Origin of the sequence: Helicobacter sp. NHP22-001, from assembly GCF_030270165.1 — a bacterium.
Lineage (GTDB): Bacteria > Campylobacterota > Campylobacteria > Campylobacterales > Helicobacteraceae > Helicobacter > Helicobacter gastrofelis.
In genome coordinates, this window is sequence record NZ_BSWS01000018.1 from 1 (window position 1) to 11,685 (window position 11,685).

Sequence of the window (11,685 nt, forward strand, 5' to 3'; positions counted from 1 at the left end):
AATGGCTATGTTTTTAAGTTTGTCAAGACCTACAACCTTGTAGGTAAACCCAAGACTTTAACCGTTAAAAGAGATAATCTAGGCGATTATTTCTTGTGCTTGGTGTGTGAAAAAGAGAATAGTGCTCGTGTATGGAACATACAACCTAGTTGAAGTGGCGTACATTGTTGTTTGGTGTATATACAGAGGATCTAGTATAAGCTAACTGAAACGAGTAGGTGGTTTGTTGAATAATTCTTGTTTGATCTGCTCTATTCTTTTTTTTAAATGCTCTTCTAGGGTTTCTTGGATAAAAGTGCTTTTATTGAAACGCCCAAACTTTTAGGATATGCTTAATATCCTTATCTAAAGTGATTTTATAAGTCAAAAACGATAAATGTCTTTTTCAAAGGCTTAGATTATGTGCATTTCTTCTTGTTTAAATTAGCTCTTTTGCAAGTCTTATCCCCTAGATTGGACTCCCTTGAAAAATATGCTGAGGCTTCATGGGGCTTTATTCCCGATTTAAGAATTCTTTAAACTTGATTGTTAACAAAGAAGACATACAAAAAGACTAAGGGCACTGATTATTAATGAAAAGATATCAACACATAGAACTTTTTCATAGTATATATGGTCAGTAGGAACAATTAAAATTTTTAGAAAGTGGATCGGCTAGACTACTAGGTCTTGAAGCTTAAAATAATTTTCTAAAATCCAAGAAAAATCAAATGCATCGCTCGCCTTTATTTAAATAGGACAGATATGGTTGTACATACAATCAAACTATGTAATCCCCACAGCCACAAGGGCGAGGGTTGGGGGGATGGGGGGGGTGTTGGCAGTGGCGTTGTTGAGCGACACATTGCCGCTCACAAAGGGCACGCCAAGCGCATAGCGTGCTTCTTTGAGCCCTAAGCACATTTGTTGCAGCACCCACGCCCCATGCCCATCCATCGCTCCCAAGTTAATGCCATCGCTAAAGCCTAGCACCTTTGCACCCATATTTTTAAGCTCTTGGTATGCCCTAAAGCATGTAGCCTTGCTGTCCTCTTTGGGCTCTTGCAAGGCTTTAGGGCTAGAGCTAGCTAGACTAATGCAAAGGTGTTTTTGAATTTGGGGCAACCAAATTTTAGCCGGGGGCAAGGCATTTAGCTCAAGGGGCAAGGGGCTTAAACTCTCTTGCTTGGGGCTTAGGTCTGTGTGTGGGGCTTTTAAGGGTAAGGGCAAATTCGCTAATTCTTGCGCTTTATAAAGAGCTTTAAAAGTGGGCTCTTTAGTGGCCACACCCACCGCTCTAGCTTCTAAGCCGTGCTTTTGTGCCACTTGCAAGGCTTGCTCTAGTTTTTGTGGCTCTAGACATAAGAGCATGCGCTCTTGGGTTTCGTTGAGTAAAATCTCCAGCGGGTCTAAATCTTGCACGCTAGGGGCTTTCTCTAGCTCTAAAATCGCCCCCACACACCCACGCGCTGCCATTTCCACGCACGCCACGCCAAGCCCCCCTGCCCCTAAATCCTGCGCCCCGAGCACACCTATTTGGCTGTAAATTTCAAGGCAAGCGTCTATAAGCCTAGTTTGTAGGTGTGGGTCGCCACTGGGCACGCTTGTGTGCTGCTCTTTTTGAAGGGCAACACTGCTCATGCACGCCCCATCCACGCCCACACTCTCAGCTGCGCGCCCAAGCAGCACAAACACCCCCCCCGCTCTTGCACTTGCCCCCACTTGTTGCACCACAAGCCCCACACAAAAGGCATTGACGAGCACATTGTGTGTAAAACCATCGCTAAAACCGCTCTCACAGCCTAAATTTTGCGTGCGGGTATGCTTGGCGTAGTCGTTAAAGCCCGCTAGGGCTTCTTGGTGGTGGGGGGTGCTTTGAGAGGAGCGCAGCAGGGCAAAACAGGCTAGAGGCCTTGCGCCCACACTCAATAGGTCGCGCTGCACGCCGCCTAGCCCCGTGGCTGCGCCCGCATAGGGGTTTAAAAAACTCGGGTGGTTGTGCGATTCGATTTTAAAGGCAGCGCCTAGTCCGCCCCCTAAATCCACCACCCCCCCGCTGTTCTCTAAATCCGCTCCAAAGGCTTTTAAATGGGCTTTGCTGGAGCGGTAGCTGCAATGTTCACTCCAAAGGGTTGCCACTAAGGCATGTTCGAGTGCGCTGGGCGGGCGTTTTAGATGGGTGCTTAGGGTTTGTAAATCCTCTGGGCTTAGGGTGTTTGGCATGGCTGTCCTTGAAGTTTTACCTACTTTAGCAAATTTAGCAAAGCTTAGCTAAGAAAAATACAAAGTTCTTTGGGTATTGTGGGAGTTTTTAAGGAGTGCGAATGGGTCTTTTTGTGTTGCAATTTGTGGTGCTGCTCGCGGCCTTGTTTTTGGGCGTGCGGCTGGGGGGGATGGGGATTGGCTTTGCGGGGGGGCTTGGCGTGGTGGTGCTCACTTTAGGGCTTGGCATGGACGCGGGGGCGATCCCTTGGGATGTGATTTTGATCATCATGTCCGTGATTGGAGCAATTTCGTGCATGCAATTAGCCGGAGGGCTAGATTACTTGGTCTTGGTGGCGGAGAAGATTTTACGGGCAAACCCTAAATATATCAACTACCTAGCCCCCTTTGTAACCTACGCCCTCACGCTTCTAGCGGGCACGGGGCACACCTCCTTTTCCGTGCTGCCTGTGATCGTGGAGGTGGCAAAGGGGCAGAAAATCCGCCCCTGCCGCCCCTTATCCTTGGCGGTGGTGGCTAGCCAAGTGGCGATCACGGCTAGCCCCGTATCCGCAGCGGTGATCACCATGAGCGCCTTTGTAGAACCCTTGGGCGTGTCTTATCCGCTTTTATTAAGTTTAATCATCCCCTCAAGTTTTTTAGGCTGTGCGCTCACAGCGTTTCTTGTGAGCGCGTTTTTCTCTAGCCACTTAGAGGGGGCGGTGGCCATGCGCTCTACAGAAAATAAAGAGCTGCCCAAGGGCGCGCGCTTGTCGGTGTGGATTTTTGTGGCGGGGATTGTGGCGGTGGTGCTTTACGCCACGGCAATTTCTAAAAATGTGGGCTGGATCGCGCCCGTGCATTTGCCCCGCAATGGCGCGATCATGGCGTTCATGCTCACCATCGCGGCATGTATTGTCTTTTTTTGTAAGATCAAATGCAATAACTTGGTGCAAACAAGCACCTTTAAAGCGGGGCTTAGTGCTTGTGTGTGCGTGCTGGGCGTGGCGTGGCTGGGCGATACCTTTGTGAAAGCCTACATTGAGCCGATCAAAACCCACGCCGCGGCGTGGATCACGCATTACCCCTTCTTGCTTGCGGTGGGGCTGTTTTTCACTAGCATGCTCTTATACTCGCAGGCGGCAACCACAAAGGCACTCATCCCCAGCGTGATTTTAGCCATGGGGCTCACCCCCGCTCACCCGCACGGCGTGGCGACCATCATCGCCTCGTTTGCTGCCACCTCAGCCCTCTTTGTGCTGCCCACTTACCCGACTTTACTAGGGGCGGTGCAAATGGACGACACGGGCAGCACGCAAATTGGCAAATACGTGTTCAACCATCCCTTTTTGATCCCCGGGACCTTAGCCATCGCCTTTTCGGTGGGCTTTGGGTTTTTATTCACCTCTCTTTGGCTGTAGCTGGTAAGGGGGTTAGTTGTTGGGGGTTTCGGAGGTGGGCTTTTTACTAAAGAGCGATTCAAGCATGCTTAAACCGACTTTTTCGGGTGTTCTAGGGGCGTTCTCTTTGGGCTCGAGCACTTCAAAATCTATATCAAAGCCCGTGAGCATACACGCCAAGCGCACATTCACCCCATTGCGCCCGATCGCCTTGCTCTTTTGATCGCCATAGAGGGTAACTTGGGCATTTTTCTTGCCCTCCTCGGTTTCGCTCAGTTTGATCTTAATGATTTGGGCGGGGGACAAAGCATTGGCGATATACATTTCTGGGATTTCGTTGTAATGCACGCAATCAATGCTCTCGTTGCAAAGCTCCTTGCTGATGGCGTTGATCCTCACCCCCTTCACCCCCACGGTCGCACCGATGGGGTCTATTTGGTTGTTGTGGGAGCGTAGGGCAAGCTTTGCCCGATCCCCGGGAATACGCGCAATCCCCATGATCTCTATCTCTTCATCGGCGATCTCAGGCACTTCTAGGTGCAGCAAGGCTTCTAAGAATTTGGGCGTGGTGCGCGAAAGCTCTAAGATCAAGCCCTGTTTACTAAAGCGCACATGTTTTAACACCGCCCGCACGCTATCGCCCACCTTAAAACTCTCCCCCTTAATGCGGTTTTTCAGGGCCAAAATCGCCTGTAAGCCGTCTATCTCTATGTAGGTGTTTTGCTCGCTATCCACATCCAGCACGACCCCGCTTACAATGGTGTTGAGCATCGCCTTGTATTTTTGGAAGTATTGGTCTTCTAGGCTCTTTTGTATGTTGAACTCTAGGTCTTTAAATAGGGCATTGACTGCTCCCCTCTTCATGTCTTTTAGACTGATTTCATAGTGCAACAAATCATCGGGCTTTAAAGTCGGGTCACTCTTGTGCGCTTGGCTTAGGGCAAGCGTGTTTTTAGGATCGGTCTCTAGCCTCGGGTCATCATCGGCGCACACCTGCACCACATGCAAGAGCGTTAAATCCTTGTTAGAGTCGTCAATGACAAAATGCGCCTGTGCGTCCAAGCACTCTTTGGCGACTTTTAAAATGCTGTTTTTGACGACATCTTTAATTGTGTCTAAGCTTAAGCCCTTTTCATAGGCAATCAGCTCGACTATGTCTAGTATTTTCTCCATAAACATCCTTGGGTGATTTAAATCGGGGGTAAAGTGGCATTATAGCAAAATTTCTTTTTAAAACTTAGGCAAAGGCACTTGGGTGGCAAAATTAAAGTGCATTTCGCCAAGCCCGTCTATCTCCATGTCCATTTTAGCGTCCTGCTCTGAGATGTAATCGAGCTTTTTAAAAGCGAGTAAATAGCCCCTTGCGTATTTGTTCGTGGTGTAGAGGATTTTGTCGTATTCGTCCTTGTCAATGGGGCGCACCCACATGGGCGTGTATTCTTTTTTGTTAGAGCCATGCAATACATAGCTAATGCCCCCGTTTTCATACACGCTCTTATCTTGGGCAAACAGCTCCACAAAGAAAAACTCTCGTTGGTGGTATGTTACAGGGTCCACGTCGTTTAAATGCGTGATGAAGACGCTTGCCACGGGGCGCAGGTCTTTAATGATTTCGCCCTTTCTGGTCGCCTGCGTGCGCTTTTCTTCAATGTAATTGGGCATGTAAGCTGTATCCAGCCTCTCTTCGCACCCGCTAAACAACACCAAAAACACTAAAAACAACCAAAACATGCCCTTATTTTAACCCAAAAATCTTATAAATTTACGCCCCTTGCCGATCTAGACCCCATGGACTATTTAAGCGTGTTTCAAAAAAATGGGGTTTTTGTTCCTTTTGTGGTGCTGGGCGATCCTTCCCATGAAGAGAGTTTAAACATCGTTAAAACGCTCATAGACGCAGGGGCAGACGCTTTAGAGCTAGGCTTTGCCTTTAGCGATCCTATGGCCGATGGCGTGGCGATACAAGCAAGCCACTTGCGCGCTTTAAAGGCTGGGGCGTGCATGCAAAAAAACTTTGAGCTCTTGGCGCAAATACACGCCTACAGCCCACAAACGCCCATCGGGCTCTTGCTGTATGCGAACTTAATCCACCGCTATGGCATAGAGAGTTTTTACCCCAAATGCGCAGATTGCGGGGTAGCTAGTGTCTTGGTCGCCGATTTACCCTTAGTAGAGAGCGCGCCTTTTGTAACAAGCGCAAGGGCGCATAACATTGCCCCCATTTTCATTGCCGCCCCGCACACAAGCCATAAGGATTTAGAGCAAATCGCCAATCTCACCAACGCCTATGTCTATGTGTTGGCACGCGCGGGCGTTACGGGGGCAAGCGAGAGTTTGGGCACAAACGCTAAGGGCGTGATCTCTCAGCTTAAGAGCGTTAAAAATGTGCCTTGTTTGCTAGGCTTTGGCATTTCTAAGCCCGCCCACGCCAAAGAAGCCCAAGACATGGGGGCAAATGGGGTCATTTGCGGCTCGGCGGTGGTGAAAATCCTAGAGCAGAATTTAAACAACCCCCCCCAAATGCACGCCAAGTTAAAAGACTTTGTGCAGGGCTTTAAAGCTTAGTATCCAAGCGTTTGTAGTAGCGCAGAGCAATCACCGCTAGGGTTAAAAAAGGCCCTAACACCCCCACTTCAGGCAAGAACACCCCCGAAATGCTAAACTTGCCCATAGCAAAGAATAGCCCCCACAGCACCAGCGAGAGCAAAATGAATTTTAAACTCAGCAGGGCGAGGTTTTCATAGCGGGCGAGTTTGGGCGTGTGGTAGGCGATGAGGATCGCCGTGAGGGGCACAAAAAAGGGCAGTAGGATCGACACATACAAGAAGCCCCGTATTTTCTTGGTATCCGCCTTTTGGCGATAGAGCACATGCAAGGAGCGCAGTGCGTCCGTGATGGACACGGCGGGCTTGTTTTGATAAATCGTGTCGAGCACTTTGGGACGAAAGCCCTTAAGCGTCTTTAGCACAGGCAGTTTTTGTACCTTAAGCCCCTTGGGCCCGAGCACAAAGGGGGTGGGCAAAGTTAAAAAGCGCACGCCGTGCAACACCCAAAACTTGCCTTCAAAGTTGGCACTCGGGGCTTGGGCAAAGGTTTTGAGTTGCTTGTTCTGCAATGTGAAAATTTTCACATTGCTCGCGCTTTGCAGCAGGGGGTTGATTTTACCAAAATAGACATAGTCGTTGTTGTATTTCACCAAGAGATTTTGGGAGATGTTGCCCGCATTGTCTTTATAAATGATGGCTTCGGCTTTTTCTTGCATATAGACAAAGGGCGTGGCACTCAATCCCACGAAAATGACGATGAAGAGGGCGTTGATGGCAAGCATGGGTCTTAGGATTTGCTTGATAGAGTAGCCGATGGAGAGCAGGGCGGTGTATTGGTTGGAGTGGATGAAGGCGGTGTAAAAGAGCACAAGGGCTAAGAGCAGGGAGAGGGGCAGGGTGTAATTGAGCGCGTAAAGTCCGTCATAGACAAAAAAGAGCAAGAGCAAGTTAGCGGCAGTGGGGAATTTCTCGGCGTATTGCAGGCTGTCAATGCCGATAAAAAAGAACTCAAGGGCGCATAGAATGATGCAAAAATATTTGAGGTAGTAAGAGCCGACAAACACCCACAAGCGCATGGGCTAGGCTCTGCGGGTGAATTGGTTTTGCAGGGCGTAAAAATCGCCCTTTTCTAGGTAAAAGAGCAGGGCTTCTTTGGCGTGTTCTAAAATTTCGTTTAATAGAAACTGCTCTTCTTGGTTGAAACGCTCAAGCACATGGCTGATGACTCCACCCTTGCCCCGCCCGATCCCGATTTTCATTTTATAAAAAGGGTGGGTGCAATGCGCCATGATGGACTTGAGCCCATTATGCCCTCCACTGCTCCCCTTGGCTTTAAAGCGCACCGCCCCCAAAGGCAAATCTAAGTCGTCATGCGCTACCAAAATGGACTCTACAGAGTGCCTTGCTAAAAAGGCTTGCACAGCTTGCCCGGAGTTGTTCATGTAGGTGGTGGGTTTGAGTAGGTAGGCTGTGCCTACTTTGGCGTAGTCGCCTTGATAAAGTTTGGAGTGTTTGAAGCTTATATTGAGGCTTTGCGCCAGCAAGTCTAAAATATCAAAGCCCACATTGTGGCGGGTGTGGGCGTAGGTGGGTGTGGGATTGCCTAGCCCCACCACGAGCATTACTTCGCCTTAATGACCCCAACAACGGCGTTATTTGGGTTTTCCAGTACCCTAACATGGGCGGGGACTTGTAAATCCCTGATCAAAATCGCATCCCCCACATCTAGGGCGGACACATCCAGCTCGAAATGGGTGGGCAAATTCTCAGGCACGCACTCCACTTGCACGCGGGCTTTGGAGAGCATTAAAATGCCCTTGTTTTTTAAGCCCACGGGGGTGCCTGTGGTTTTGACGGGGATTAAGAATTTAGACTTCAAGCCCTTTTGGAGCACCAACAAATCCACATGGATTAAGGCGTTGGTGACGGGGTCTTTTTGGTAGGCCTGCACCACAACATTGTAGCTTGTTTGCCCGATTTTCACCATAAAGTCTAGGTTGGGTTTGTGTTTGACAAAGCGGATAAACTCGTTGGTTTTAAAAGTGGCGTGGATGTTCTCCATGCCTCTAGCGTATAAATTCGCCATCAAAACCCCTTCTTTGCGCAACGCTTTTTTGGCGGATTTGCTAAGCGCGCCCCTAGCTTCACCTTCTAACATGGCCGTCCTTCTGTATCAAAGATTTAAGCGTGGATTACCCACAAGAATAAACGGGAATTTTAATCTTAAACAACTTAGACAACGCTTATATGCAACACACATGCCCGTTTTTTGGCTTTAAAATGCTAGTATGTGGCATGCCATGTCGGATTTTCAAATATTTTAGCATCCATAAGAAGCGCACCCTCGCTTGTGTCCTTTTCATGGCAATGACTCCGCTTAAATCCAAGAACTTAAGCTACATGTCTTCTGCCTATGAAATTGGCATGGTTTATCTTAAGCCTTTAAACGCCAATAAGCCCTTGCAGGGGGCTTCCATTACCTGGGGTTATGAGATCAACCCCAAAAACTCGTGGCTTTACAGCCGTTATTATATCTTCTTGGATTACGGCAATATTTTACTCGGGCAAACTTCTAAACAAGCGAATTTATTCACCTATGGCGTGGGCGGGGAGTTGATGGTGTCTTACAACCAAAACCCCATCAACTCGTGGACTCTCTTTTTTGGCTTGCAACTTGGGGTAAACTCGTGGGTGATTAACCAAAAGGTTTCGGATCTGATTGAAAACACTTGGAACTCGTTTAAGGATTTTTCGTTCAAGCCGGCGTATTTTCGGGCAATGGGGACTTTCGGGGTGCAGTTCCGCACCATTGTAACTTGGCACATTGTGGATGTAGAGGTGGGGATGAAGGTGTTTTTAAACCCCGAACCCAAAAGCCCTTTCGAGCGTAATCTTTTGTTTTTCATCTCGCACGCTTGGCATTTTTAGCCTTGCGTGATGTTAGCAACTCCAAAGCGGTTAACTTTAGATTAACCACTTGAGATTAACCTAGGGCGTTTCCAAATTTTGAAGGAAGAGCAAAGCAACAAAACAACAACAACAGCAAAGGTCGCCTTCTCCAACAGCTAAGAAGACTATCGATTTTTCGGTGTTTAGGCTTTCTAGTCTATTTGCTAGGTGCTTAAAACACGGGCGCAATTCTACTATAAATGTACCGTTTTGTCAAGCTAGAGGGGCTTTTTTTGCAAATAATACGCTTTTTTGTGTATTTAATACCCAAAAAGCCAAGAAATATCCTTAAATCTGGCTATTTTTAATCCAAAACCTTTAAGAGATTTTCTAAGAAAATATTGCGCCCACATAGTCCTAAGGCACCTTTGGCAAGGTGATGCCTTGCTGTCCTTGGTATTTGCCTTGTTTGTCCTTGTAGCTGGTGGCGCAGACGCTATCGCCTTGCAAAAACACCACTTGGGCGATGCCCTCGTTAGCATAGACTTTAGCCGGCAAAGAAGTCGTGTTAGAAATCTCAATGGTGATGTGCCCCTCAAATTCGGGCTCAAAGGGGGTAACATTGACGATGATCCCGCAGCGCGCGTAGGTGCTTTTGCCAAGACAAATGGCAAGCACATCTTTAGGCATTTTAATGTATTCAATGCTGTGTGCTAGGGCAAAGGCATTTGGGGGGATTGTGATAAAATCTTGCGTGTAAATGGTTTCAACTAGGGCAGGGTTAAAGTTTTTAGGATCAACCACGCCCGTGTCCATGGATTTAAACAGCTTAAACTCCGTGCCGACTCTAATGTCGTAACCATAGCTGCTTAAGCCATAGCTGATTGTGCCCTTGCTGATTTGTTGTTTGCAAAAAGGGGCGATCATGGCGTGTTGTTCGCTCATCTCTTGAATCCAAGTGTCCGCTTTTAAGCCCATAAGAACCTCCAAAAACCCCCATTATAGCACAGTCTTTTAAGCTTGTTTAAGCTGTGGACTGTTAAGAATAGAGAAAAAGGCTTTTAGTGCTCTCTGTTTATAATCTTTCTTTAAAAGAACTGCAAGATCATGCGCTGTCTTGTGGTTTTAAGCCCTTCGTCGCCAAGCAGGTTTTTAGCTGGCTCTACCAACGCTACGCCACGGATTTTAAGCAAATGCATAACTTATCTAAAGCTTTTCTGGCGTGTTTAGAAAAGGATTTTTGCGTGCAAACTCTAAGTGTAGGGGCTAAAGAGTGCAGCAAGGATAAAAGCGAAAAGTATTTATTCTTAACCCCCGATAGCCATAGCTTTGAAAGTGTGTTTATGGTGATGAAGCCCGCACAACTAGATACAGAAGGGCAGATTTTGGCACAAGAGAAACTGACTTTTTGTTTAAGCTCGCAAATCGGGTGTAAGGTGGGGTGTGTGTTTTGCGCCACGGCTAGGGGGGGTTTTGTGAGGGATTTAAATGCGGGCGAGATTGTGGAGCAGGTGGTAACCTTAAAAAGGGAGCACAATTTAGAGCCCACAAAGGGGGTTAATTTAGTCTTCATGGGCATGGGCGAGCCTTTGCATAATTTTAAGGAAGTGGTGAAGGCGATTGGGATTTTAAGCGACCCGCATGGCTTAAATATTTCCACAAGGCGGATCACCATTTCCACAAGTGGGGTCGTGCCTGTGATAGACGCTTTGGGAGCTTTAAATTTAGGCGTGCAGCTGGCTATATCCTTACACGCCGTGAACGACACCCTACGCTCAAAGCTCATGCCCATCAACAAAACCTATAACCTAGAAGCCCTCATCCAAGCCATTAAACGCTTCCCCGTGGATACAAGAAAAAGGGTCATGTTTGAATACTTGGTGATTAAAGACTGCAACGATGGGCTCGAACATGCTAAGGCGTTGCTAAAGCTTTTAAACGGGCTTAAAGCCAAGGTGAATTTAATCCCCTACAACCCTAACCCAAGTTTAAAGTTTGAACGCCCCGACTTGGATAAGGTCGCACAATTTGCGGACTTTTTAAACCAAAAGGGGCTTTTATGCACCCTGCGTATCTCTAAGGGGCTAGATATTAGCGCCGCCTGCGGACAGCTAAGAGAACAGCAAAGATAATCATTTGCACTGCTCCACACTAGCAATTTGAAAGAGTCAATTAAGAAATACGGCGAATACTTCAAGTCTAGGGATGCATTAGTAGAAATGAGGGGTTATACCATTTATCCAAATCTTAAAACACATTTGAAAACCATAAAATTTGGGTGACCTGAAACTCTGATACCTAAAGACCTTGCTTTTACTTTAAAACTTGGTCCATTATTTTTGTTCCGTTGCTTCATAAAGTTATAAGGCTATTTTGCAATTATCCTCACAGACACATCCAAAACTAAATGCAGACGGAGGCACTTTCAAAAGGTAACGATCATTAAAATAGAATTTATCCTTTATCCTTTGTTATCCTTTGAACTTGTTTATTTAACACTGATGGCACTAGAAACCCCCATGCCCTGCGCCACGCGGTCGCTAGCGGCTTTAATTTTTTCTATCAAATCTCGGGTTTCATAGGAGAGTTCAGCGGTTTTTTCTGCTTCTTCCGTACCCGTGTTGATGTTGACCACAACTTGGGCGGTGATCTCTTTAATCGAGCTGATG

The 11,685-nt window shown here is 47.4% G+C and carries 11 protein-coding genes and 2 pseudogenes; 5 read left to right on the plus strand and 8 right to left on the minus strand.

Features of this window, described 5'->3' with window-relative positions:
- Positions 1-123, plus strand: a pseudogene (locus QSJ47_RS07755) (RNA-guided endonuclease TnpB family protein); the annotation flags it as partial.
- Positions 124-765: 642 nt separating this feature from the next.
- On the opposite strand, the gene QSJ47_RS07760 reads toward QSJ47_RS07755, so the two are convergent.
- A complete protein-coding gene (locus QSJ47_RS07760; protein ID WP_285602976.1) occupies positions 766-2,202 on the minus strand; it encodes an AIR synthase-related protein in 1,437 nt (478 codons plus the stop codon).
- Positions 2,203-2,303: 101 nt separating this feature from the next.
- On the opposite strand from QSJ47_RS07760, the gene QSJ47_RS07765 reads away from it, so the two are divergent.
- A complete protein-coding gene (locus tag QSJ47_RS07765) occupies positions 2,304-3,602 on the plus strand; it encodes an anaerobic C4-dicarboxylate transporter (protein ID WP_285602977.1) in 1,299 nt (432 codons plus the stop codon).
- A 12-nt stretch (positions 3,603-3,614) separates the two neighbouring features.
- Here the strand turns inward: QSJ47_RS07765 and nusA are convergent, their stop codons facing one another.
- Together nusA and QSJ47_RS07775 are read right to left on the minus strand one after the other, a co-directional pair.
- Complete coding sequence (nusA, locus tag QSJ47_RS07770; protein ID WP_285602978.1) at positions 3,615-4,754, minus strand: transcription termination factor NusA; 1,140 nt, start codon at positions 4,752-4,754, stop codon at positions 3,615-3,617.
- A 57-nt stretch (positions 4,755-4,811) separates the two neighbouring features.
- Positions 4,812-5,312 (minus strand): hypothetical protein, encoded by a 501-nt coding sequence (locus tag QSJ47_RS07775; RefSeq protein ID WP_221272488.1) that lies wholly within the window; start codon positions 5,310-5,312, stop codon positions 4,812-4,814.
- A gap of 57 nt (positions 5,313-5,369) precedes the next feature.
- Here QSJ47_RS07775 and trpA point away from each other — a divergent pair, with 57 nt between their 5' ends.
- Positions 5,370-6,146, plus strand: coding sequence for a tryptophan synthase subunit alpha (gene trpA / locus QSJ47_RS07780; RefSeq protein ID WP_221272487.1), 777 nt, complete (start codon positions 5,370-5,372; stop codon positions 6,144-6,146).
- On the opposite strand, the gene QSJ47_RS07785 is transcribed toward trpA, so the two are convergent.
- Genes QSJ47_RS07785 through QSJ47_RS07795 form a run of 3 tightly spaced genes read right to left on the minus strand, consistent with a single transcriptional unit; the run spans position 6,136 to position 8,285 of the window.
- Positions 6,136-7,203 (minus strand): LptF/LptG family permease, encoded by a 1,068-nt coding sequence (locus QSJ47_RS07785; RefSeq protein WP_285602979.1) that lies wholly within the window; start codon positions 7,201-7,203, stop codon positions 6,136-6,138. The two genes, trpA and QSJ47_RS07785, sit on opposite strands and share 11 nt — an antisense overlap.
- Positions 7,204-7,206: 3 nt before the next feature.
- On the minus strand, positions 7,207-7,749 hold the full coding sequence (pth, locus tag QSJ47_RS07790) for an aminoacyl-tRNA hydrolase (protein ID WP_221272485.1): 543 nt from the start codon (positions 7,747-7,749) through the stop codon (positions 7,207-7,209).
- Positions 7,749-8,285 carry a 50S ribosomal protein L25/general stress protein Ctc gene (locus QSJ47_RS07795; protein ID WP_221272484.1) on the minus strand — a complete coding sequence of 179 codons (537 nt, stop codon included), beginning with the start codon at positions 8,283-8,285 and terminating at the stop codon, positions 7,749-7,751. The genes pth and QSJ47_RS07795 overlap by 1 nt, the downstream gene beginning before the upstream one ends.
- Before the next feature lie 203 nt (positions 8,286-8,488).
- On the opposite strand from QSJ47_RS07795, the gene QSJ47_RS07800 reads away from it, so the two are divergent.
- A complete protein-coding gene (locus QSJ47_RS07800; RefSeq protein ID WP_260321713.1) occupies positions 8,489-9,055 on the plus strand; it encodes an outer membrane protein in 567 nt (188 codons plus the stop codon).
- Positions 9,056-9,433: 378 nt separating this feature from the next.
- On the opposite strand, the gene dcd is transcribed toward QSJ47_RS07800, so the two are convergent.
- Positions 9,434-9,994 (minus strand): dCTP deaminase, encoded by a 561-nt coding sequence (dcd, locus tag QSJ47_RS07805; RefSeq protein WP_221272572.1) that lies wholly within the window; start codon positions 9,992-9,994, stop codon positions 9,434-9,436.
- Between the two features lie 86 nt (positions 9,995-10,080).
- Between dcd and rlmN the strand changes: the two genes are divergently transcribed.
- Positions 10,081-11,148, plus strand: a complete 1,068-nt coding sequence (gene rlmN / locus QSJ47_RS07810; protein ID WP_221272482.1) for a dual-specificity RNA methyltransferase RlmN — start codon at positions 10,081-10,083, stop codon at positions 11,146-11,148.
- 356 nt (positions 11,149-11,504) lie between these two features.
- On the opposite strand, the pseudogene QSJ47_RS07815 reads toward rlmN, so the two are convergent.
- Positions 11,505-11,685, minus strand: a pseudogene (locus QSJ47_RS07815) (chemotaxis protein); the annotation flags it as partial.

What these genes read in the sequence shown, in the direction of transcription:
- QSJ47_RS07760 (WP_285602976.1), bottom strand. Translation starts at nt 2,202, where the DNA reads ATGCCAAACACCCTAAGCCCAGAGGATTTACAAACCCTAAGCACCCAT.
- QSJ47_RS07765 (WP_285602977.1), top strand. Translation starts at nt 2,304, where the DNA reads ATGGGTCTTTTTGTGTTGCAATTTGTGGTGCTGCTCGCGGCCTTGTTT.
- nusA (WP_285602978.1), bottom strand. Translation starts at nt 4,754, where the DNA reads ATGGAGAAAATACTAGACATAGTCGAGCTGATTGCCTATGAAAAGGGC.
- QSJ47_RS07775 (WP_221272488.1), bottom strand. Translation starts at nt 5,312, where the DNA reads ATGTTTTGGTTGTTTTTAGTGTTTTTGGTGTTGTTTAGCGGGTGCGAA.
- trpA (WP_221272487.1), top strand. Translation starts at nt 5,370, where the DNA reads ATGGACTATTTAAGCGTGTTTCAAAAAAATGGGGTTTTTGTTCCTTTT.
- QSJ47_RS07785 (WP_285602979.1), bottom strand. Translation starts at nt 7,203, where the DNA reads ATGCGCTTGTGGGTGTTTGTCGGCTCTTACTACCTCAAATATTTTTGC.
- pth (WP_221272485.1), bottom strand. Translation starts at nt 7,749, where the DNA reads ATGCTCGTGGTGGGGCTAGGCAATCCCACACCCACCTACGCCCACACC.
- QSJ47_RS07795 (WP_221272484.1), bottom strand. Translation starts at nt 8,285, where the DNA reads ATGTTAGAAGGTGAAGCTAGGGGCGCGCTTAGCAAATCCGCCAAAAAA.
- QSJ47_RS07800 (WP_260321713.1), top strand. Translation starts at nt 8,489, where the DNA reads ATGGCAATGACTCCGCTTAAATCCAAGAACTTAAGCTACATGTCTTCT.
- dcd (WP_221272572.1), bottom strand. Translation starts at nt 9,994, where the DNA reads ATGGGCTTAAAAGCGGACACTTGGATTCAAGAGATGAGCGAACAACAC.